Annotated in this window: 15 protein-coding genes and 2 pseudogenes; 3 read left to right on the forward strand and 14 right to left on the reverse strand. The window is 37.0% G+C overall.

Annotated features, from left to right (window positions below):
• Position 1: 1 nt before the first annotated feature.
• From QLQ22_RS14845 to QLQ22_RS14875, 9 genes and pseudogenes are all read right to left on the reverse strand, one after another.
• A complete protein-coding gene (locus QLQ22_RS14845) occupies positions 2-4249 on the reverse strand; it encodes a type I polyketide synthase (RefSeq protein ID WP_284015069.1) in 4248 nt (1415 codons plus the stop codon).
• Positions 4239-4661 carry a phosphopantetheine-binding protein gene (locus tag QLQ22_RS25250; RefSeq protein ID WP_479724403.1) on the reverse strand — a complete coding sequence of 141 codons (423 nt, stop codon included), beginning with the start codon at positions 4659-4661 and terminating at the stop codon, positions 4239-4241. Before QLQ22_RS25250 ends, QLQ22_RS14845 begins: the two co-directional genes overlap by 11 nt.
• A pseudogene (locus QLQ22_RS25255) lies at positions 4650-6152 on the reverse strand (non-ribosomal peptide synthetase); the annotation flags it as partial. The gene QLQ22_RS25250 and the pseudogene QLQ22_RS25255, both read right to left, overlap by 12 nt.
• Positions 6135-10007, reverse strand: a pseudogene (locus tag QLQ22_RS14850) (amino acid adenylation domain-containing protein); the annotation flags it as partial. The pseudogenes QLQ22_RS25255 and QLQ22_RS14850, both read right to left, overlap by 18 nt.
• The gene (locus QLQ22_RS14855) at positions 9988-10716 is read right to left on the reverse strand and encodes a thioesterase II family protein (protein ID WP_284015071.1); all 729 of its coding nucleotides are present in this window, start codon (positions 10714-10716) and stop codon (positions 9988-9990) included. The pseudogene QLQ22_RS14850 and the gene QLQ22_RS14855, both read right to left, overlap by 20 nt.
• A 187-nt stretch (positions 10717-10903) precedes the next feature.
• Positions 10904-11917, reverse strand: coding sequence for a fatty acid desaturase family protein (locus QLQ22_RS14860; protein WP_284015072.1), 1014 nt, complete (start codon positions 11915-11917; stop codon positions 10904-10906).
• A 210-nt stretch (positions 11918-12127) separates the two neighbouring features.
• On the reverse strand, positions 12128-13153 hold the full coding sequence (locus QLQ22_RS14865) for a serine hydrolase domain-containing protein (RefSeq protein ID WP_284015073.1): 1026 nt from the start codon (positions 13151-13153) through the stop codon (positions 12128-12130).
• Between the two features lie 442 nt (positions 13154-13595).
• Positions 13596-13727 (reverse strand): hypothetical protein, encoded by a 132-nt coding sequence (locus tag QLQ22_RS14870; RefSeq protein ID WP_275976709.1) that lies wholly within the window; start codon positions 13725-13727, stop codon positions 13596-13598.
• Between the two features lie 821 nt (positions 13728-14548).
• Positions 14549-15055 (reverse strand): GNAT family N-acetyltransferase, encoded by a 507-nt coding sequence (locus tag QLQ22_RS14875; RefSeq protein ID WP_223435759.1) that lies wholly within the window; start codon positions 15053-15055, stop codon positions 14549-14551.
• Between the two features lie 1075 nt (positions 15056-16130).
• Here QLQ22_RS14875 and QLQ22_RS14880 point away from each other — a divergent pair.
• Positions 16131-16541, forward strand: a complete 411-nt coding sequence (locus tag QLQ22_RS14880) for a VOC family protein (RefSeq protein ID WP_223435761.1) — start codon at positions 16131-16133, stop codon at positions 16539-16541.
• Between the two features lie 286 nt (positions 16542-16827).
• On the opposite strand, the gene QLQ22_RS25170 is transcribed toward QLQ22_RS14880, so the two are convergent.
• Positions 16828-17043, reverse strand: coding sequence for an EamA family transporter (locus tag QLQ22_RS25170; protein ID WP_223435763.1), 216 nt, complete (start codon positions 17041-17043; stop codon positions 16828-16830).
• The gene (locus QLQ22_RS14885) at positions 17030-17950 is read right to left on the reverse strand and encodes a DMT family transporter (RefSeq protein ID WP_223443462.1); all 921 of its coding nucleotides are present in this window, start codon (positions 17948-17950) and stop codon (positions 17030-17032) included. Before QLQ22_RS14885 ends, QLQ22_RS25170 begins: the two co-directional genes overlap by 14 nt.
• 116 nt (positions 17951-18066) lie before the next feature.
• Between QLQ22_RS14885 and QLQ22_RS14890 the strand changes: the two genes are divergently transcribed.
• On the forward strand, positions 18067-19407 hold the full coding sequence (locus QLQ22_RS14890; RefSeq protein ID WP_284015074.1) for an aminotransferase-like domain-containing protein: 1341 nt from the start codon (positions 18067-18069) through the stop codon (positions 19405-19407).
• Between the two features lie 276 nt (positions 19408-19683).
• Positions 19684-19926: a hypothetical protein gene (locus QLQ22_RS14895; protein ID WP_223435765.1), complete on the forward strand. Its 243-nt coding sequence runs from the start codon at positions 19684-19686 to the stop codon at positions 19924-19926.
• Positions 19927-20053: 127 nt separating this feature from the next.
• Here QLQ22_RS14895 and QLQ22_RS14900 read toward each other — a convergent pair whose 3' ends face one another.
• The 3 genes from QLQ22_RS14900 to QLQ22_RS14910 form a co-directional block, all read right to left on the reverse strand.
• On the reverse strand, positions 20054-20209 hold the full coding sequence (locus tag QLQ22_RS14900; protein ID WP_223435766.1) for a DUF1540 domain-containing protein: 156 nt from the start codon (positions 20207-20209) through the stop codon (positions 20054-20056).
• 392 nt (positions 20210-20601) lie between these two features.
• Complete coding sequence (gene ppsA, locus QLQ22_RS14905) at positions 20602-23217, reverse strand: phosphoenolpyruvate synthase (protein WP_284015075.1); 2616 nt, start codon at positions 23215-23217, stop codon at positions 20602-20604.
• A 530-nt stretch (positions 23218-23747) separates the two neighbouring features.
• Positions 23748-24302: a GNAT family N-acetyltransferase gene (locus QLQ22_RS14910; RefSeq protein ID WP_252207066.1), complete on the reverse strand. Its 555-nt coding sequence runs from the start codon at positions 24300-24302 to the stop codon at positions 23748-23750.
• Positions 24303-24357 lie beyond the last annotated feature (55 nt).

The raw sequence follows: 24357 nt of genomic DNA on the forward strand, positions 1-24357 counted from the left end.
ATCACCACTTTATCTTTTTTGATTTAGAGAAGAAGTTCACCTGCTGACCGTACTCTATCATTTTCCTTACCAATTGATCATTTATATCATTCCATATAAAACCAGTTCTGCTTAGCAGCATATTTGTTTTATCAGCTGTGATATGAAAAACTGTCTGCCCAGCATCATCAAAGACTTCCAGTTCTTCTCCTATGCTATGCAGCTGTAAGTTATAAATAGCTGATGCATGTCGATCGACTTGCTTTTCATCAAAGATAAAATCTAAAAATTTGTCAATTGACGTTTCTTTCACATCAATATTCAAGTCAGGAGTAGTTAGAAGATCGGATAAACTCATATAATTCGGATTAAAGATATGGTGGGTTTCATTCATTAATTCTTCTTTATCAAATAGACTGATTATTGCTCGACTAACATCATCAACACATGAAAAATCTGTATCTCTATCCATTTCTGGAACCAGACCAATTTCTATATATGATTTCATCATAGAATACAAAGCGTTCTGCTCTATGTTCTCTTGAAACCTGCCAGATTTAGAATCAAAAACGATATTTCCTACTCGAAAAATGTTTACATTTACTCCTCTTTCCCTTGCCTCAATAACAATCTTTTCAGCTTCTAGCTTTGTTTTCGGGTAAGGATTTTCAATAACTTGTCCCAAATCATTATCGTATTCCGTATACAATATATCTTTTTTATTTTTCACTGTACCGGAAGCTACAGCCAATGTAGAAATATGGTTAACATCTTTCTTTACTCCCGTGAGTGAAAAATCGATTAAATTTTTCGTAGCCAATACGTTCGCTTCGAAGGATTTATCGTAGTTTCCAAAATGACTAACATTACCAGCTGAATGGATAACACATTGAATCGTTTCACTAAGATATTGATAATTACTCATATCCAATCCAAAATCATTTCTTGCCAGGTCACCACTGTAAACAAAAATTCTTTGTTTAAACTTGTCATAAAAAGGTGGATCAAAATAAGAACAAATTTTTTCTTTCGTGCGATTTTCTGCTTCTATTTGATTCTTGCTTCTTACAATGAGGTGAACATTGCTATCTGATTTTGTTAATAAATCACGCAGCAAGTAAATTCCCAAATATCCTGTAGTTCCTGTTAATAGAATCTCTTTATAATTCAGTTGATAAAAAAGATTTACTTCCTCATATCTTCTGTTTTTGTCATCATATAAACGGCGTGTTTCTTCAATGTCCCTAATTTTATCCTCTACTAAGCGGTGCCTTTCCCTCCTTGCAACAAGGTAACTTGTCAACACATGTTTATCGACCTTATTCTTCTCTCCCTTAAACGTGATATGCTGTGCTAGTTCAGACGCTCTGGGATATTCAAATAAATGATTAATAGAAATATCAAAATCCTTCTGTAATCTGGCGACAACATTGACTGCGGTAAGTGAGCTGCCTCCTATTTCAAAAAAATCAGCATGAGGACTTATATATTTCAAACCAGTAACTTCCTTATATGATTCTATAATTTTTTGCTCTTTATCATCTTTAGGGGCAATAGGCTGCTTCGAATCTCCTACAAGTTCACTTTGAGATAAGGACGCACTTTCTCGGCTTTTTAAATCCTTAGAAATACTAAAGAACTGCCGATCAAAGGGATATGTGGGTAAAGGAACCCGCTGTCTTCTTTCTTGTGAAAAGTATTTCGGCCAATCTATCTTTACACCATAAATGTACAGCTTACCAATATTTTGAAGCAAAAACTTATCATCGGAGACTCTTTCTTTGGAATGCCGTACAGTGTTTACAATCGCAAGTTCTGATTCTCCCTGCTCTTGTTGTCTAACCAATGCACTTAAAGCTCTTCCAGGTCCGACCTCGACAAAAATGTTTTCCGAACCTGTTACTAGATGCTTGATACCGTCAGAAAACCTAACTGTTTGCCGCAGATGATTTACCCAATAATCGGAGTTGGTTGCTTGGCTTGCGGTAATCCACTCTCCTGTGACGTTGGAAATAAATGGGATGTTTGGATGATGAAGATCAATTTCTTTAATCTTCTCTTTATAAGCAGCTAAGATCGGATCCATCATGGCTGAGTGAAAAGCATGAGAAGTTAACAGTTTAATATATTTAAAACCTTCACGATTCAATATGGTCTCCAAAATGTTCATTTCTTCATCAGAACCCGAAACAACACATGATAATGGACCATTCACCGCAGCAAAGGATAAATCACGACTCATTAATGGTAAAATGTCATTTTGCGAAGCCTTTACGCTTACCATACTTCCCTTAGGTAATTGCTGCATTAAGATCCCACGGTCATAAACCAGCTTAAGTGCGTGCTTTAGGGATAATACCCCGGACAAGCAGGCAGCGACATATTCTCCTATACTGTGCCCGATCATGCCATCAGGACGAATCCCCCATCCTATTAACATTTTTGCCAATGAGTATTCAAAAATAAATATTGCAGGTTGAGTATTGGATGTCTGATTGATCGCGTCACTTGCTTTACCTTCTGGATCAGAGGGATATAATAATTCCATCCAATTGACGCCGCTAATTCCCTCTAAAATTTGACAGCAGCGATTAAGTTCTTCCCGAAATATCTTTTCTTCTCTATACAAATCCAACCCCATATTTACATACTGTGCCCCTTGTCCAGGAAACATGAATATTATTTGCTTACTGGCGCCATCATAACTTTTGGTCTGAACTTTAACAGGGTTCATACTGAAAAGTTCACGCTTAGCTTCCTCTATATCAGAAACTACCAGCATTCTTCGATGTTTTAAACTTTTTCTGCCGTTTAAAAGAGTATAGGCCACATCGGCCAAATTCACATTAGGGTCTTGATTCAAGTAATCTGCCAACTTTTTTGTCTGTTCCTCAAGTGACTTTTCCGTTTGTGCAGAAAAGGAAAGTAATTGATATCTTCTTCCTCTATCCGAAGCCTCTATATCCGGTGCTTCCTCAAGGACTACATGGGCATTTGTGCCTCCCATACCAAACGAACTTATTCCAGCTCTTAAAGGAAACCCGGAGTTCTTCCATTCCGTCAATTTATTGTTCACGTAAAATGGGCTATTCTCAAAGTCAATATTCACATTTGGTTTCTCGTAGTTTATATGTGGTGGAATCATTCGGTGTTTTAAAGAAACGACCGTTTTAATCAAACCTGCCACACCTGCGGCGTTATCGAGATGACCAATATTCGCTTTGACAGATCCGATGCCGCAAAACCCTTTTTTTCTTGTGTTAAACGCCAGTTTTAAAGCTTCAATCTCAATTGGATCTCCTAACATGGTTCCAGTACCATGGGCCTCTACGTAAGATATGCTTTCGGGTTCCACTTCTGCCATGAGATGGGCTGCCTTGATAACGTCAGCTTGTCCTTCAACACTGGGTGCGGTAAAGCTGACCTTATTTGAACCGTCATTATTTATTGCAGATCCTTTCACGATAGCATGGATAAAATCTCCGTCAGCAACAGCATCTTCTAGACGTTTCAATACAACGATTCCAGCGCCATTACCGTTAACCGTTCCCCTGGCATTTGCATCAAAAGGTCTGCAATGCCCATCTGGTGAAAGAATCATACCATCTTGATAGAAATGGCCTCTTTTCTCAGGTAATGTGAGTGAGACGCCACCAGCCAAAGCCATGTCACAATCACCGCTTAAAAGAGCCTGGCTTGCCAAGTGAACAGCAACCAAGGATGATGAACACGCAGTTTGAACGGTGTAGCTTGGGCCTTTCAAGTTCAATTGATGCGACAATCTTGTACTGAAAAATTGTGAACCATTCAACAATTCTGCTTCTTTTATAAAATCACGTGCTTGATGGTAAACCGTGTCAATCCAATACAAGTTTGTTGAGCTTCCAATATAAGTACCAACCAGTCCTTTAAAGGTATCGGAACAGTAGCCGCTGTTCTCCAACGCTTCCCAAGCACATTCGTGTAAAACTTTTAACTGTGGATCCATTACTTCTGCTTCCCGGGGAGAGTACTTAAACAAATGAGTATCAAACCATTCTGTGCCGGTGATGGATCCTCCAGCCTTAACGTAATTGGGACTCTGGATTGTTTCTTGGTCAATTCCTGCTTCCCGCAGCTCCTCATCTGAGAAAATGGATACCGATTCTTTGCCATTCTTCAAATTCTCCCAGAACGCATTTACATTATTTCCCCCAGGAAATCTGCATGACATCCCGACAATAGCAATTTCCATACCGTTTCTAACCGATAGCTGCGGACTATGATTCATTCCAATCCCTCTTTCTTCGCCTTCTGTCCTTTAGCCTGTTTCTCGATTCCTCCATCACTTGTACTCGATCTGGATTCGTTTTCTCTGGTTCCGCATTAATCAATTTTAATTGTTGGGCCAAAGAATAAATGGTGGTGTGTCTGAATAACGCCACTACAGGTAAGTCGATGTTTAATTCTTCTTTCAGCCGCTCATTTACTTGAACAATATTAAGGGAATTTCCACCAAGCTCGAAAAAATGATCATGGATACCTACTTTGTTCACACCAAGTACCTGTTTCCATATATCCGCTATAGTTATTTCTATTTGTGTTCCAGGTGCCTTATAAGAGGGTCCTGACAACATATAGTCCTCGTCTTTTCTTTTTTGCAGCGCTCTTACGTCAATTTTGTCACTGTTCGTCAGGGGCATACTTTCCAACTTTACAAAATGTGATGGGATCATGTAATCTGGCAGCTTATTTTTCAAGTATTCTCTTAAATCTGCGGTATTTACATCTTGAATTGTAATCAAATACGCACACAAGTAACTTTCATCACTCTGATTCTGTTTTGCAATGACAACTGCGTCCTTAACGGAGCTATGGTTTAAAAGATGCTCTTTTATTTCATCCGGCTCTACTCGGACTCCTTTAATCTTTACCTGGTGATCAATTCTTCCGATATATTCAATGTTCCCATTTTGAAGCCACCTAGCTAGATCCCCAGTTTTATACATCCTTTTACCCGGAACAAATGGATCGGAGACGAAACGTTCATTTGTCAAATCTGGGTTATTGATATAGCCTCTCCCTACGCCCGCACCAGCAATACATAACTCCCCAGTTGCACCTAAGGGTACGGGACTATGATCTTGGTCTAAAATATACGCTCGATAGTTGTTTAAAGGTTTACCTATAGGCAAGCTCGAACCTTCTTCTTTTTCGTTGCAAACATAAAGTGTTGAAAAAATCGTTGTCTCGGTTGGACCATAAAGATTTATTATTTGATCGGCATTAACAGTTCTTCGTAATTCATCGTAAAGATTCTTTGTGAAGACCTCGCCTGCTACAAAGACGTAGCGAAGACGCTGATTTGTAGAGGCACTATTTATCAAAACCTTCAAATGGGCGGGTACAGCACCCAGCATATTGATTTTGTTTTGCTCAATAAAACTCCAAAGTTTCCTCGGTTCAGCAGCCAGCTCTTCCTCAGGAATATACAATTTTCCTCCTGACAGGATCGGGAGAAAAATCTGTTGTACGGAAACATCGAAAGAAACTTTCGCAAGCAGCAAATGATGAAACTCTTGGTCAAACTGCATGTTTTCGATCAATCCACCCAGCTGATTGACAAGATTTCTGTGCTCGATCATAACACCTTTTGGATTCCCAGTTGTTCCGGACGTATAAATCACATATGCCAAGTCGTCGGATTGATTTATATTTTCAAGAGTAGAATCATCTTCATTACAGATCGTTTCATCATCCAGTCCAACAACTTCCTGTTCAAAAGTTAACTTTCCCTTCAAATGATGCTGCGTCAGGATTAACTGACAATTACTGTCTTTCAATAGATATTCTATCCTGCTTATCGGAAAGCCGGGATCGATTGGCAAAAATGCGCCTCCTGCCTTTAGCACCCCAAGAACTCCTATGACCATTTCCAAGGAGGGCTCAGCAATAATTCCGATGATGTTATTTCTTTGCACTCCTTTTGTTCTTAAAATGCGGGCCAGTTGATTGGCTTTCGAATCAAGCTCAGAATAAGATAGTGTAATCCCATTACAAACGACAGCAGTTTTCGATATTGTCTCTTTCACTTGATTCTCAAATATCTCATGCACCGTCATTTGATGATATGAGAATTCTGCATCCGTATTATTGAATCCTGAGAGAATGGTTTGCTTTTCTAGCTCGGACATTATCTGAATATCTTGCAGCAGCATATTCACACTTTGGGTAATTTCATCAAGCAAACGCATAAAATGGTCGGCCATTCTTAGTACTGTTTCTTTCATAAATACATTCGTCCGAAACTTAAATTTCAAATCAATGCTATTGTTCGTTTCCATTGCATGAATGAACATATCAAATTGAGTCATGTTGCTTTCTATCGGGAATTTATGGAAGGACAATTCTTTAGTATCCTTAAAGAAATTCTCATTACTGTCTAGAGAAAACATAATGTCAAACATCGGATTTCTACCAAGATTTCTATGAACGCCTAATTGATCTATCAACACTTCAAACGGATATTCTTCATGATCCAGAGCATTCAGCGTAGTATTCTTCACTTCATTCAAAAACTTCTGAAATGTTTTTTCACGACATGGAAAGTTTCTCATTACCACAGTATTAACAAACATGCCGATAACACCTTCCAAACCAGGACGGGATCTACCTGCAGTCGGTGAACCAATTGTAATATCTTCTTGACCAGTATATTTGAAAAACAACACATTCAAAGCAGAAAGTAACACCATATATAGGGTTGTCCCATTCTCCGCTGCTACTCTTCTTAAACGAGATGTCAAATCGTGGCTTGCAGTAACTAATACATGATCCCCTTCATAATTTTGCAAGGGACGACGCGGGTAATCAGTATTTAACTCTAGTACAGGAATACCTTCTTTAAACAGGTCTAACCAATACTCCTCTTTGCGCTTAAAATCATCAGTCTGAAAAAATACCTCCTGCCATACTGCGTAGTCTCTATACTGTATCTTAGCCTGAGGCAGGTTTTTATCTGAATAGTAATCAGAAAATTCCTCCATAATAATATCCATGGATATACCATCAAAAACAATATGATGAGCATCAGTCAACAGCAAATGCTTATTTTCTCCGATCTTAATAACCGTTACTCTAAAAAGAGGAGGTTTTTCCAGGTTAAAAGGCTTGACTAAACTCTTTACAAATTCCATTAGTCTATCTTTCGGGGCTTCCGCAAAATCGACTATAACATCTAATCTAGGATGAACAGACTGTACAAGTTGACCACCGACAAAAGAAAATGATGTGCGCAAAGATTCATGACGATCAACGAGCTTCTGGAAAACTGCCACCAGCTTATCTGGATTAAGATTACCTTCTATAATGATTGCAGAGGGCAAATTATAGGCCACAGAGTCTCGATTAAGCTGCCACATGATAAATAATCTTTTCTGCTGTGATGAGACGGGATAGTATTCTCTTTCTTTGACAGCTAAAACGGTTGATCTCTTATGTTGTTGCATCTTAGTAATTAGATTAACAACTTCTTTTATGGTTGGTTGCTTAAACAATTCGCTTATTTGCAGATTTGTTTCAAATACTTGGTTTATCTTCAGAACAATTGAAGCAGCCTTTAACGAATGGCCGCCTAATTCAAAGAAGTTATCATAAACTCCTATTCTTTCAATATTAAGAACTTCTTCCCAGATACCAGCGATCATTCTTTCCAGTTCACTTTCAGGTGCGACATAACTTGAGCTTGACGCATTATCCAAATCAGGCACTGGCAGTGCTTTTCGATCAATTTTTCCATTTTGATTAAGAGGCATTTTATTCAGTTGAGTGAAATAAGCTGGTACCATGAAATCCGGCACCCTTTTAATTAGATAATTTCTTAATTCCGAATTCGTTATATCCACATTGGCAACAAAATAAGCGCTTAACTCTTTTGTGCCAAAAGTATCTTCCATCGCAACAACAACTGCTTCCTCCACATCCTGGTGTTTCAAAAGACAATTCTCAATTTCACCAACTTCTACCCGAAAGCCTCTTATCTTTGTAAGATTGTCTATTCTTCCAATAAATTCAATATTCCCATCAGGCATCCACCTCGCCATATCCCCAGTTTTATAAACTTTTTTCCCGGGAATATGCGGAAACTCCACAAACTTTTCTTTAGTTAAAACGGGTGCATTGTAATATCCCTGTGACAATCCGACTCCAGCAATACATAATTCTCCTGTTATACCAATTGGCAAGAGGTTCATTTCTTGATTAACAATGTATAGTTCTACATTATTGAGCGGCTTTCCGATAGGAATTGACTTCTGCTGAACTAATTCTTGATTGCTGATTCGGTAGAAGGAGGCAATATCCGTGCACTCAGTAGGACCATAAGTATTTACTATTTCACTACTGAAGTTGGCTGACTCCGCCAAAGGTTTCAACTTTTTACAATTAATTGATTCACCGCCTAAGAAGACATGTTTCAGTGATGTTAACCTGCTGTAATCCGATTCTTCATTATAATCAACCAATGGATAAAAACCGCTTGGTGTACAATTTATAGTTGTAATTTTATGAAATTCAATATAATCTGACATTTTATTATAATCGTACATACCCGGCTCAAAGAGGTGTAATCGTCCTCCTCTTATTAATGGAGCAAATAAATTCTTATGCGCAGTGTCGAAACTTATTGGGGCAATTAATAATAAATTGCTGGCTTCATTTATATCAAATTCATTCGTGTACCAGTAGAGCAGGTTTACAAATGAATTTCTTTTTACCATAACCCCTTTAGGATCACCAGTACTTCCCGAGGTGTAAAGAACATACATTAAACTTTCAGATGAGATTTCGAGCTCTAGATTTTTTTCCATTGATACTGGTGTACCCTTTTCTAAAGTTGTATCGATATCAATAAATAGAGTATTCTGATTAATATACACATGTTTATGATCACTGCATTTCAAAATTATATCTACGTTGGAGTTACCTATAACCTTTTTTATACGTTCGATTGGATAGTTTGGATCAATGGGTAAATAAGCTGCTCCTGCTTTTAAAATTCCTAATACTCCGATTGGAAGTTCGAGAGATCTATCCACCATACTTCCTACTACACAATTTTCTTTGATCCCCAGCTTAACCAATTCATTTGCTATATGGTTCGCTTTTTTATTTAATTCCTGATAAGTTAACTTTTGACCTTGATAAACGACTGCTGTCTCATGAGGAGTTTTTGACACTTGTAATTCAAACAATTCAACAACTGACTTGTCTCTAGGAAAATCTGCAGCAGTGTTGTTAAACTCATAAAGAATTTGATTCCTATCATTGGATAAAATATCGATTTCAGAAAGTCGAATATTAGGGTTTTCCACCACTGCTCTAAAGAAATGAGTCAGTTGATCTGTAATTTTTCCGATCATTTCTCCTGCGATTCCGTTACAAGTAATAGAGCATTCAATAGTGCTTCCATGCCAAGTGAAATTGAAGACCGTGTCGGCATATGAATCATAATTTGAACTGCTGCGTTGAATATTTTCAAGCTGGACAACTGTAAGGGGGTTCAGTCTATTGGAGGTTTTAGAATCAAAACCTAATAATTTTGCTAATTTATCATGTGATACTTTCTGGTTTTTATTGGCATCAGAAATATTTTGCTGCACTTTAAATAGAAGCTCTTTAAATGACATTCCGCTATGGATATCACTTCGTATGATCAATTGATGATCTTGATAAGCTGCCCCAGATTTTGATTGAATGACTGGGGTTCCGATTGAGACATCTCCATTATCCGTATATATTGAAAGTAAGTATTTTACCCCGCTCATCAGAATGATGAATAACCCATATTCGGATTGATCACTCATCTTAAGGATTTCACGGGATATTTGACCTGGTAATCTATATGTAAATAACTTGCGTTTACGATCTTCAAAATCAACATTATTATTTTTATGAGTAAAGCTGCTCATGCTTAAATTCTCGGATAGTTGACTCAACCAAAATTTTTCTTCTTCAGTTAACAAATCATTATTATATGTATGATTGATCATAAAAACCGCCTCTCCCAACTAATGTCAAATTAATCAGATCTATGATATCAATATAATTTTCATTAATAAAAAAGTGTCCTCCTGGATAGCCGCGGACTTGGCTGTCTTTTGAAGTAAAGTCAGTCCATTTTTTCATATCTTCCTCAGTAATATCATCCTGCTTACCGTACATAGCAGTAATACTAGTGTTTAATTTGTACCCTTCTCTGCTAAATTCATATTCTTCTATCAATTTAAAGTCAGACCTTAAAATCGGTAAATATATATCCATTAACTCCTGATTATTAAGAATCTCTTTTGGAGTACCATTTAGTTTACCTATTTTTTCTTTGAATTCTTTTTCAGGTAAATTATGAACTTTCTTTTCTCTAACATGGTTAGGAGGTTTTATGCCTGACAGAAAAATATGAGCAGGGGAATGTAAGCCTTCGCTCACCATTTTTTTACAAAGTTCATAGGCGATAAGTCCTCCCATGCTATGTCCAAAAAACGAATAATTACTTTTGTTTATATAACCAGTTATATTTTCGAATATATCATTTGTGATCTCATTCATATCTTGATAGCAGCATTCTTGAAATCTCTTTCCTCTCCCTGCATAGTGAATAGGCTGCAGTTCAATGCTATGGTGTAAATAATTGCGCCAATTATTGAATATTGACCCTGATCCTCCAGCGTAGGGAAAACAAAAAAGAACCAATTTACTCATTCATTATCCCCTTCCCGGATAAATTGATTTGAATAAACTAAAAGACTCTATAGAGATTAATAAGTTACCCGACACCTCCCAAGGTTTTGCTAAACTAACCCCCAACTTATGTATAGGGTGCAATCAGGAAAAACATCTTTGGCAAACCAGTTAATTTCTATAAAGCCTATATAAAACGTGTATGAAACTATTTGTTCTTTAATTTATTCCAGAATGGTATACGGCCTTGAATATCATCAATAACCGATGAGAACCCTGGTGCAGAAGACAAAAAGAAGCCCGTACAATGGTGCGCTTTTTGGTATTCCGAATCTTCTAATAATATAAGATGAGCTTTCTTTATGTTGTAGTGCGGTACAGCAGGGAAAAGGTGATGAACTAAATGGTATGAATTTCGGTGAGGGTGGATTAGAGTGCGCTCAAACCAATTCCCAAAAGAATTTCTTGATGCAAATATCTCCTGTTCAGACTCTAACCCAGCATGTTCGGCCATTTCAGCCCAATACTTTAACACTTGGAATGTTGTTATAAATGGTACAAACCAGAAAAGGATTAACTCTTGCCAAAAACCAAAAATAATTGAATTAATAATGATAACTGCCCAATATAAAGTTCGGATTACCTGATCCAAACGAGGTTCATCTTTTGCATATGCTGTTACTTTGATCATTCCGATTAGATAGTTGGGCACATGCACCAAGAACAATGGCTTTAAGCAATGATGAATAAAAAACTTCATCCTATTTTCAGGAGGTTTATCCAATCCAACAATTTGATACCGTTGTTTATCGGGGTCTACGTCGCTCCACAAGTATTTGTGGTGACTCATATGACTCTTACAGTATGCTTTATGAGAAATCATAATCGGATAGGCTGCAAAGAAACAAGCAACCCACTTATTTAATTTACGGTTTTTAAACAGCATACGATGACTTGACTCATGCATCATGATATCCAATCCGCGCATACGGCTGCCGATGATAACGATACTAATTAAATACATCCAAACAGTTGGTATAAAATAATTGAGAACAATTGCCAAGGAGATGATTAACCAATCCAGTCCTATAGCAAAAAAATTATACCAATTATTACGTTGTTGTAAGTCGCGGATTTTCAACAAGATTTCTTTCGAAAATCGATGCTTTTCTAACTCTTGTGGGGGGTTCGTCGCTTCTAATCGGTTAATTTCACTATTCATGTTATTAACTCCTTTTAATAGAAATCATGAACTTGATTTACGACCTGAATCATTTATTTATAATCTCTTTATAAATACCAATAAACTTCCGAATTTCACCAAAACCCGAAACTGTCTATTACAGATCCACTTTCTAACCATACCCCCATCATTGTTATATACTTAAAAGTCACAAATAGTCATATTTTCCCAAGACTAAATCCTAAATTATTATCCATATATCAGTTTATCAATCCCAGTTACAATAGGGATTACACTTTGATCAATATTCGACATAATATGAGAATGTATCTTTGATTTTGCATTTACTGAGGAATGAATTCTAACACCTGGATCAAATCCAAATATAATATATTTGAGAACCTCATCACTTTTCATTGAAATCCAAACTCCATATCCATAATAGATATCATTGCTGCTCTTCACATAGGGAGTTAATAGCTTGTCCGTATACTCTTTTCCTAATAGTTTCGCATTTAATAATCCATTCCAAAACTTTGCTAAGTCTAACACGGTTGTAAATGCTCCCCCATCTGGACCTCCTACTAAAGGAATGGAATAAATATTTGTTCTCCAATCGTTGCCTTCTTCGCTGTCAATATATCCTAGTGCCGTCCGTTCTGGGAGTTTATCCATCCGGAAATACCCAGAATCGGACATATCACAAACTCGAAATATATTTTCCGCAACATACTCTGGAAACGTCATTCCTGTCATTCGTTCCACAATTAACCCAAGTAGAATATATCCTGCATTGCTATATGAAAACTTACTTCCACTATTAAATTTCATAGGATTATCCTGGAACATAGGTAAGAAATCTTTTGGTGATTTAATAGAATACATAGGGACAGCTTTCCATAACTCTTCAAAATCACTCATCACTTCTTCATCGAAATAATCTGGTACTCCTGAGGTATGTGTTAAGAGGTGGTGAATTGTAACATTTGGATGGAAATGTGGAAATGAGATATCCAGACAATCTTTGAGGCATGTATCGAAAGTTAAAATCCCTTTCTCAACTAGTTGACATATCGCAACTGAGGTGAAAATTTTACAACCAGATGCCATTCCAAATCTGGTCCTTGAAGTAATAGGGATATGTTCACTTCGATTGGCGTAGCCAAATCCACCCTCAAATATCTTTTTTTCATTTTGAATTAAGATTGCGCCAGAGAACCGTAATCTATCATCATAATTCATTACAAATTCTTCAATACTTTCAGAAAGCTCCATTAAATCCGACCTTTCTCATTCTTATATTTACTAAATATTTCTAATGGTAATTTTAACCTTTTCACTTCTTGCTAACAAGAGTTCTAAAGACCCTAATTTATCCAGCTTCAACCTAACGATTTAAAGAGTCCTGGGACTTTGTTCTGCGGTGTCCAGATTAAAACAGAGGATATCCATTCCCCTCATCAATGGTTTTAGACTTGACTTTGAGATTGGAGAACCTTTTGAAATGTTGGATATCATTTAATTTTTCCATACTGATTATTCCTCGATCCCTAATCAGGAAACCATATGTTACTTTAAATAGATTTCATGATGGTTAAAATATTAGACAACTAAATGAAGCAAGCAATAGGTCTTTCTTCAGTAGTGTCATGTTTCTATAAAACCCCAAAAAAGAGACTGCCAGCGCAGCCTCTAGATTACTTTGCTTCTTTAATTTTTAGTCCTTCTTCTTCTGCCCGCTTTTAGCACGGTTGCTGTCTAACTCAGCAGCATATTCTTCTTGTGTTTTGCCCTGCTTTTGACTTTCGGATTGGATTTTTCTGAACTTGTTATCATTTAAGTTTGGCATGTTTGCACCTCCTCATAACAGGAGTATTTTGTGCAATAAGCCATACGTTCATTCCAGATATGAGAAAAACAAGCATGATCTTCACAATTTGAAGCTATTGGTTAATCCGCAAAATAAATAATTCTGCCAATTTAACGTTGTAATAAATACCCGTAAATAGAATAACCGCTGAAGAAGCACCTTTAATAAACGGGTGAAGTTTTATAAAAGGAAGTTTTTCACTTAATGTTTCCACAATGAAAAATTGGAATAATACAACAATCGAAAAGAAACTTATTCCGTCCATGGGAATCATGAACACGAAGCTGAATAAGATGCCAAACGATAACTACATAAACAGCTTATATATAATTCTGGTGTTCTGAGGCACTTTTTTAGCAATCCATTCTGTAATAAAAGATACTGGCAAAGCGTTGAGCAACACTCCCCCAAGTAAAAAAAAGTGGATAAAGCTGAAATCCAGATAATGGTGAATTTCAATGTTAAAGTCCACTGCATTTAATGCTGTCAGCAGCAAAAACAAAGACAGTATATATGTAATAATAGATAAATTGATTTTTTGATAATCACACGAATCTTTCCTTATTATTGAACTTATCATGTATTATGAATTCCCTTTTGGTTATCCGCACTGATTCGTTACTTCTTTAATATGATTCCTTTTTTTTCACATCATCAGGCGGCTGCTAGTACACAGCTGCACCGACAAAGAGGAAAGATGGAATTAAAAAAGAAAGCCCCAAATCATTAGCAGCACATCTTTGGGAAAGATTATTATTTGTTGAATTCTATCAAAACAAGGTAGATCCTATTTTCATTCCTCAGCAAGTTTTATAATAAACAATAGTTGCATCAAGCTTTCCATCCGCTGATTCAGCAAATAACGGGATGCGGCCGCATTCTGTAAAACCAAGTGAGATGTAAAGTTGATTCGAGACATCGCCTTCTCTTGTATCGAGAACTAACAGGGATCTCTTTTCTTGTTTAGCCCGCTCTTCGGCTTTTTGCATTAATAACCGGGCGATGCCTTTTCTGCGATAGTCCGGATGTGTGATCAGTTTTGCGATTTCTGCTCTATGGCGTCCGTTTTGTTTCCCGCATAATTGGAGCTGAACGCTCCCAACAATTTCATGATTCACTTTCGCAATTAGGAGAATCACATTGGGTTCTAATACGTTTTCCCAATATTCTGTTGCCTGAGAATGGCTCATTGGGGGCAGAAACCCTATTGAAGCACCTCCCTCTACTGTCTTGATCAGAAGATCAGAAAGCTTCTCAATATGCACTTCTGACGTTTTCAATTCTGAGATTTCCACTTCGTATGACACCTTTATTACCTCCCCTCTCCTTTTATTTTACATGAAAAATTTTCTAAAAAGAATGAAGTATGCCTTGGCAAATGATCTCTCCCGCTAAATGATTCATTTTGCGGCCTTACAGTAAGCATTGATCTAAACCGCGATCCCGCTTGTGGTCCAGATAGAGGACTCAAAAGCACGAATTCGTTCATTTTGAGGTCTCAACCGCTCTTTGAGTTCTCAAAACCCGGGAGGAGTCCAGTTTGAGGACTCAAACACGCTCTTTGAGTTCTCAAAATTACGAATTCGTCTAGTTTTAGGACTCAATCGCTTTCTATGAGTACTCAAAACCCGGGAGGAATCCAGTTTGAGGACTCAATCGCGCTCTTTGAGTATCCAAAACCCGGGAGGAATCCAATTTGAGTACTCAACCACGCTCTTTGAGTTCTCAAAATTACGAATTCGTTCTGTTTGAGGACTCAATCGCGCTCTTTGAGTATCCAAAACCCGGGAAGAATTCAATTTGAGTACTCAACCACCCTCTATGAGTTCTCAAAATTACGAATTAGGTCTGTTAGAGGACTCAATCGCGCTTTATGAGTATCCAAAACCCGGGAGGAATCCAGTTTGAAGACTCAAATCCCGAATTCGTCCAGTTTGAGTACTCAATCGCTTTCTATGAGTTCTCAAAACCCGGGAGGAGTCCAGTTTGAGGAATCAACCACGTTCTATGAGTACCCAAAACCCGGGAGGAATCCAATTTGAGTATTCAATCAAACGATATGAGTTCTCAAAATCCCGAATTCCTTCAGTTAGAGTTGCATGCGCCTGATAAGCAAGCAGCATCCATTGTAAATCTGCTCCCAATGCTTTTAAAACTGTTGATCCAATTTTAAATGAAAAGGACTAAAAACGACAAGATATTTTCATAAGATTCTGTGAATGCGGCAGGAAACTAAAGAATTGCTGGAGAAATAAAAAGATGAAGCAAGACAGTAAAATTCTTTTTATTGTAGAGGGGGGATTTTGGAATTAAGAAAAGGCAGCTTCTTAGTTAAATTTGACAATGCCCGTACATTGAGAATACTAATAAAGGGTGATAAAAATGAGTCTGACAGCAGATAAAATCTTTGTTAACTTACCTGTAAAAAATCTTAATCAATCCGTCGAATTTTTTTCAAAAATCGGGTTTGAGTTCAACCCGCAATTCACAGATGAAAATGCCACTTGCATGGTGATCAGCGAGCATATTTTTGTCATGCTGCTTGTTGAAGATTATTTCAAAACTTTTACTAAGAAAGTTATTTCGGATGCAGGAAAAAGTACTGAAGTTATCCTGGCTCTATCTGCAGATAGCCGAGAAAAAGTTGATGAGATTGTTAATAAAGCGCTGCATGCTGGAGGTAAGGAATCTAAAGACCCAATTGATCATGGATTTATGTATGGCTGGAGCTTTCAGGACTTGGACGGTCACCTCTGGGAAGTTATGTATATGGATGAAAGCGCGGTTAATTAGACAATCACTTATTCGAAAGAGAAAAAACCTCCAATTGAAGATTAAGGAGTTCCGTTTTGGGAGGGAAAACCTGAAATCACACGGTTTTTAACACCGGGTATAGTATTAGGATTAGTGCACTAATTCGCACCGCTTTTAGTGGTGTTTTTTTGCATAGTAAAACTCAGTTCATTGTTGAACTGAGTTAATAAGTTATTCCATTATACCCCCGATAATTCGATCAGCATAGATGCAATACTGCTCGATACATACTTTTGGCCTTGTGCAGTAAGAATAAACGGCAAGACTACTTCAAAAAGTGCAATCCAAAAATATTTTTTAGTATTGGTTGTGTAGTTTTTCTTGATTGGAACAGATTAATCACTGATAAACAAATTGCACCGATCAGTGCTTTCAAAGCAGACAACGAAATGGAATTTACATCATTCGTTACTAATTCCGCGAAGAAAAATTGAGATCCCCAAATAAAGCTTATGATTAGCAAGAGACTATATTTTTTCATTTGATTTGCCCCTTGCACCAAAATAGTTTGTACCAACAACACCTATGATAATGATAATTGATCCAACTATATGGTATAAATGAAATTCCTCTTTTAAAAAAATGACCCCTGCTAGAATGGTAATGAGCGTAGCAAAATTACTGAAAACACTCATTTTCGATGCGTCTATTTTTGATAAAGCATAGTTGGAAAGATAGGACGTTCCTAATGACGATAGGATACCTAAATATAAAATGGCAAGAACAAAATCCCAGTGTCCAAAAGGTTGCATATATTGATGGACTGTTCCATTCATTACATGGTTTGTCAGTGCCAGTCCATTAAAAGCTATAAACCCAAACAAGGTCATGAAATATGTGATAGTGAATAACGAATAGCGTTGTGTTAACTTTCTGGCAAATACGTTGTATAGTGAGGCGGTAAGTGCTGAAAGTAAAATTAAACCAGTCCCAAGGAGACTTGTATTTGTGCTCCCTGCCCCGTTCATGTACATAATATAGATCACACCGAGTACAGATAAACCAATGGCTATTTTTTGACTACTTGTAGATGTTTCCTTTAAAATGATACTTGCAAAAATTAACGTAAAAATTGGTATTGTTGCTTGAATAATACCAGCTTCTGATGAAGATGTATGCACTAACCCAAATACCTGAAAAGCAAAAAAGAGTGTCGGATATAAGATGGCTAACAAGGCAATCCGCAGTACATCTTTTTTTGTTGCTTTGATCGATTCTTTTTTTAACACGAACAACACTGTGGCAGCGATCCATGCAATGGTAAACCGATGAGCCAATGTATCTAACGGTGTTGCAACCGTTAATGTCACTTTAACAAACATAAATGACAATCCGATAATGATTGCATAGATGGTTGCTGCGATATATGCATTTCTATTTTCAATTATTTTGATTACCCCCTTATATTGATCTGTCCGGTACCATTATCGTAAGAGATAATAATAACCTTTACGATATAAAAAATACACATCTGTACCGATACAGATGTGCAAAGAGGTTTATGATGCTTAAATATGAATCAATCTATCAATCCCTTATGATGCAAATTCAGTCTGGAAAATTTTCGACCGGTGCAAAATTACCATCCATTCGAAATTTAACTCAACAATATTCTTGTAGTAAAAGCACTGTATTGACCGCTTTAAAAAAATTGGAGGAGCAACATATTATTTATGCCCTACAGAAAAGTGGTTATTATGTTGTGGATAATCACGTCTTCAAAACCCCATTGTCCACTGACATAATTGACTTTACAAGCGCATCTCCTACTTGGCATGCATTTCCTTATAAAGAATTTCAACACTGCATAAATAAAGCAATTGATACCTATCAAGAAGAATTATTTCGCTACGGAACGCCAAAAGGTTGGCCACCACTCATAGCAGAAGCTAAAAAACTGTTAGAATCTTACCAAGTATTCACGCATAACGAACAGATTTTCATCACTGCAGGTGTTCAACAGGCTCTTTCTTTAGTAAGTATGATGCCCTTTCCAAATAATCGTTCCTCCATTCTAGTTGAACAACCCAGCTATCATTTATATATGGAACTGCTGAAAACCTTACAGATACCAGCAATAGGAATTCAACGTACCGCGAAAGGTATTGATTTAGGTCGACTAGAACAAATATTTCATGAAGAAGATATTAAATTCTTTTATACAATGCCGCGCTTCCATAATCCTTTAGGATCTTCATACGGTAAAAAAGAAAAAGAAGCTATTTTACAATTAGCAGACCAATATAATGTATACATTTTAGAAGATGATTATTTAGCAGATTTTGAATACAATCCGAAGAACGATCCTCTTTTTGCTGATGATTACCATGATAAAGTCATCTATTTAAAAAGTTTTTCAAAAATAATGTTTCCCGGGTTAAGAGTTGGTTTGGCGGTTCTTCCTTCCTCAATTATTGACATTTTTCAAAAATACAAAATGACAACGGATATCGACAGCTCTATGATTTCACAAGCCGCATTATATCTCTATTTGAAAAATGGTATGTTTGAACATAATAAAACGAAAGTCAGTAACATCTATTATGCACGTGCGAAAATTCTGCATCAATCAATACAAGATCATTTATCTACGTACGAATCATCATCAGAAATTGTAATGCATAGTCATATTAGGTTGCCCAAGCGTGTGAATTTGAAATCATTTGTTTATCATTTGCATGAAGAAGGCATATATCTGGATTCAGTTGAAAGAAATTATTTAGATGACTTTAACCACGATCGGATTTTGAAGTTGAATGTTTCAAATGTTGACGCCCATCGAATTGAAGAAGGAATTAGGAAAATTGCAAGTGCATTAAAAAATCCTCAAAACTACTTTTTTTAAATTCTTTCAACAAGGCAAAACTGTCCTTGTTCGAAAGCATAAAGGGTGATGGATATTAAACATGACTAATATCCATCACCCTTTTAATGTGGAAGATCGACCATATTATTAATTAAGAATGAGCAATGATTGCTTTAGATAGAATAAAGCGATCTTATTTGTCAAAGGACAAGGAATTAAGCGAGCGAGTTCTGTAAGATCATCTACACATAAACTCTATAATTAGTCATATATTTAGACAATATAAGTTAGTATATAGAGGAGGATGAGTATATCATGCAAACAAAAGAAATACGCTTACGTCGAATCCAACATCTGGCATATGAAATCATGGATGAGATGAATAAAAGGAAAGAACGGAGACAGTTTGATACATTAAGTCTAGTGATTGATAATTTATCTCGGGCAATCGGAGACTTTGCAGATCCATTAGGCAATTATTCACTCGACTATTTAGAAAAAAAAGTGGAAAATGCCCATTATCTGTTATTTATAAATGAAAAGAAGGTTCACTCTTAATCCTCTTGGAATCCTTTTGTTTTATCACAGCTAATAAATTTTTATTAAATATGAATGAAAATGATAGTTATTATCAATACTATAACTAATAAAGGATAACCAAAATGTTGGTTACCCCTTAAGAAAATTAAACTCCTGGTTTAAATGTTTTACAATCTGTTTCTTCACTATTCGAAGCTTGCTTACCTTTATGACTTACAACGTAAATAGCATCCGCATTACATTTGTTTCCTGAACCCCAATACGAACAGTTGTTTACTTCACAAAGAACATCTTTAGCCATAGTATCACACCTCCTCTTTTGTTATCATTAACTAATTTGAGGTGGTTGATACTTTTTATTTTAGTGTGAATATTCTTAGGAATATGTTTAAGATATGCATTCCTTTTTCGCCCTATTCTGAAATAATCCTTTACTAATATTACTTCATTAAGCCCTTTTTACCTTTTCACTTTTTTGTGCTTTTAGCCTTCAGAATAGTAGTTGCATACCGAACAGGTAGGGTACGCATAATATAAATTCAGACCGCCACTGCACAGATAATTGCTACACCCTACAGTGCTACTTTCTAAGCCTCAGTTAACTGTGAATGCCAAAGGATAGGATCACACTTTTCTGGTCGAACCCAGAACCTCCAAATAGTGCTGATTGTACATAATGCCTAATGTAATGAATTATAGTATTTCGATATACCCTTCTGTTCCATGCACCCGAATTCGCTGCCCGTCTCTTATCAGTTTGGTAGCATTCTCCACCCCGACAACTGCCGGTAAGCCATATTCACGTGCTATAACTGCTCCATGAGTCATCAGTCCACCAACTTCGGTGACTAGGCCTTTTATGGATACAAACAATGGTGTCCAGCTAGGGTCAGTAAAGGAGGTGACTAATATATCTCCATCTTCTAAATCAGCATTTTCCATATTTAAGATGACACGTGCTCTTCCTTCGATAACACCTGAAGAAACAGGTAGAGCTGCAATAGCATTAGATGGGAGATGTTCCCGTTTGTATTCACCTACAATGATTTCTCCATCGGACGTGATAACACGTGGAGGAGTTAGTTTTTCATATAGTTTGTACTCTTCTGTTCGTTTACTGATGATTTGATAATTCAGATTGTTTGTACCTACGACTTCGCGAAGTTCCTCAAAAGTAAGATAGTATATGTCTTCTTTTTCACGAATAACTTTTGCTTGTACAAGCTGTTCGGCTTCTTTCATCAAAGCCTGCTTATAAACGAAGTAGCGATTAACCATGCCGTATTTTGGATATTCCCGATAACCGATGAAATTCCGGATTAGGTCGATCATTCGTTTTGTTTCTTTGGCTTTTTGTTCACCATCCGGTAATTGCTTCAGTCGATCTAATAATTCTTGTTCTTTTTTCAAAGCTTCCTGTCGCCCTTGCTCAAATTTCCGATTGCTGGCATTAGGCTCAAAATTTTTGATGTTACTGAGAATCATGGGGACAAGTGTAGTTGGATTTTCGCTCCAACGAGTTTTAGAAATATCGATTTCTCCACTACATCGCATTCCGTATTTGTTGAGATAAGCATAGATGGTGTCTCGGGTTTCCTGTCCACCATCAAACTTAACCAGTTCATCCAAAAAGCTATCATCTTTTACATGCTGTAAATAATTAATTACTTCTGGGTAAGGACGAATCACATCTGCAACATCCAATAGCGCCAGACCCATTTCCGAAGTAATATTGTTTGGTACAGATTGAGAAAGGGTGTCGGCTGCGTTTTTTTCACCTAACCACTCGTTCATATTTTCATTGATCCATGATGAAGCATCCATAGCAGCCATAAACACAGCTGAACTTTGTGGGTCAAATAAAATCTTCTTTAATATCTGGATATCTTCCAGAATAAAATCAAATAAATCCGATCCTGATTTCGTTTGGATGTTTTGTTTTAACTCTTCTATCGATGTTTGACTACTCTTAATCAAATCAGAAACAATTGTCGGATCGTTTTCGATTTGTGCTTGAAAACCCGAAGACGATATACCTTTATTGCTTTTACTGGGACTCGGTACTTTTTCATCATCTGGTGACGATTTTATAAAATCTTCTCGCTCTAAAATGGTCATAAGTGCGTCTTTCATGAGCAGATCGTGTTGTCCCATGGCATCTAATAACATTTTTCTGCTAACAGGTGAAGCCAGATTATGTGTAATATCAACAAACAATCTTCCGCCAGCTTTACGCATGGGTGCAGGAGTCGTTAACAGGTAAAAAGACAATCCCAGTGGTTTTATGGGATCTGTCATCATTTGTTGATGACCGACAGATACGTAGACGTGATTTTCTTGATCGTTCGCTTCAGGGATCGGGTATAAAGTAGTGATGGGCCGGCTTTGAACGATGTAAATTTTATTGTCAACAAGACACCATTCAATATCCTGCGGACATCCAAAATAAGCTTCAAGCTTTCTGCCGATCTGTTCTAGCTCTAACACTTGCTCATCTGACAGGGTCGATAGATTCTGCTGACGCAGCTCAATTTCCTTTTTCTCCGTTCCGCCTTCTTTTCGTGCATATATAGCCAACTTTTTGCCAGAAATCGTCTTCTCCACAATCCTGCCTTCCCGCACTTTATAATTGTCCGCAGAGACTATGCCAGAGACAAGTGCCTCACCCAGTCCAAAGCTAGCATCGATCGACAGCACCTTGCGGTTTGAGGTAACTGGATCAGCTGTAAATAGTATTCCGGAAGCTTGTGGAAAAATCATCCTTTGAATAACAACAGACAGATAAACCTTACGATGGTCAAATCCGTTTTGTATTCGATAAATCACAGCACGATCAGTAAATAGTGAAGCCCAGCACTTACTAATATGTTGTAAAATTGCATCTTTTCCTTTGATGTTTAGATAGGTATCCTGTTGACCAGCAAAGGAGGCAAATGGAAGATCCTCTGCTGTAGCACTTGAACGAACAGCATATGCATGCTCGAAGCCAAAAGTTAAGAGACATCGATCGATATCTTCTTCGATCCCCTTCTCGATCTCGATCCCCTCAATCAGCTCACGAATCTTCCCGCTAATTTCACTAATTCTTTCTCGTGCGTCCACTTTTTGAACTGCTAGTTGATCCAGTAATTGATGAAGCTCCTCATTTTTCCCAATGACTCTTTTATATGCCTCAGTGGTAACACAAAATCCCTCTGGTACAAGTATTCCTTCAATCCTCGAACATTCGCCCAAATTCATCCCTTTGCCACCGACCACCATTTGTCTCGTTTTATCGATCTCCCGAAACTCTAGTACATATGGTTTCATTTCTTTCCCTCCCATTTATCGCTCAATACCAAGACGAATCATATGCATAAATTGTTCATCTGATCAACCTTTGTTCTGTAATTGTTTCCATTACGCTGTCCACTTGTTCTTGCTTCTGGCGAAGTTTCATGTTCATATCAAACACTCCTTTAAAAAAATAAAAATTGGGGTTGACTGAAAAGGATTTTATGATGTATAATTAAAATAGGGATATTTTATACATAAATCCATAAACAGTGTGTATCTATATAAATTTACCACAGTTTCTCAATTTTATCAATGTATTTTCACGACCATAATTGATGCAAATTCAAAGGAAGAAAAAACCCATTTTACAAGACAAATGACTCACACTATATGATCCAAATATCCAATCATTTAGTGTAGCGTCAGGAAAATACGGATTTACAACGTTAAGAAATTCCAATATTAAAAAGCCCAGTTTCTTAGTATTAATATTAAGAAACTGGGCTTTTTTCGTTTTTTTTAGTTGCTTAAAGTAAATCCGCGTTTTGCTGGCGGCAGCCCATTTACATCCCATCTTTGTTATCTTTCTTAGAGAAAACTTCTTGATAATCAATTAAGTTTAAACGCCAATTATTGCACCGCATAAAGCTCCCCGGCGGGTATTCAAATTCGCATTCGGAGATAAATTGAAAGCCAAGCTTTTGACAAATTGCATTTGAAGCAGGATTACTGATTGAAGGAAAAGCGTGAACGTACTTATACTTGTTCTGCTCAGCTGCTTTAACTAATGCTAATTTCACTGCCATTGTTGCTATACCTTTCCCCTGAAACGATGGTAAGACGCTCCATCCAGTTTCATACACATTTTCACCATTCCAATTATTTTCCCAGTATCCAACAGATCCTGCTGCTTCTATATCTGGTAACATTTTAATGCTAAACATACTTCCCCAATTACCAGGCTCAAGATACCGTTTGTGTCGTTTCAAAACCTTTTCCTTACTCTCCGGACCCCCAAGGTGCTTCAACATCTCTGGAGTGTTCATACGAAAAAGTAATTCAAGGTCCTTATCTTCCCAAGGCTTAATCTGAATGGATTGGTTGCTTTGTTCTGACATCTCCTTTATCCCCTAACATTTTTAATTATTTGTTCTTTCTATACTGAAGAGCAAA

The organism is Metabacillus hrfriensis (genome assembly GCF_030127205.1).
In the GTDB taxonomy this organism is placed as follows: domain Bacteria; phylum Bacillota; class Bacilli; order Bacillales; family Bacillaceae; genus Bacillus_P; species Bacillus_P dongyingensis.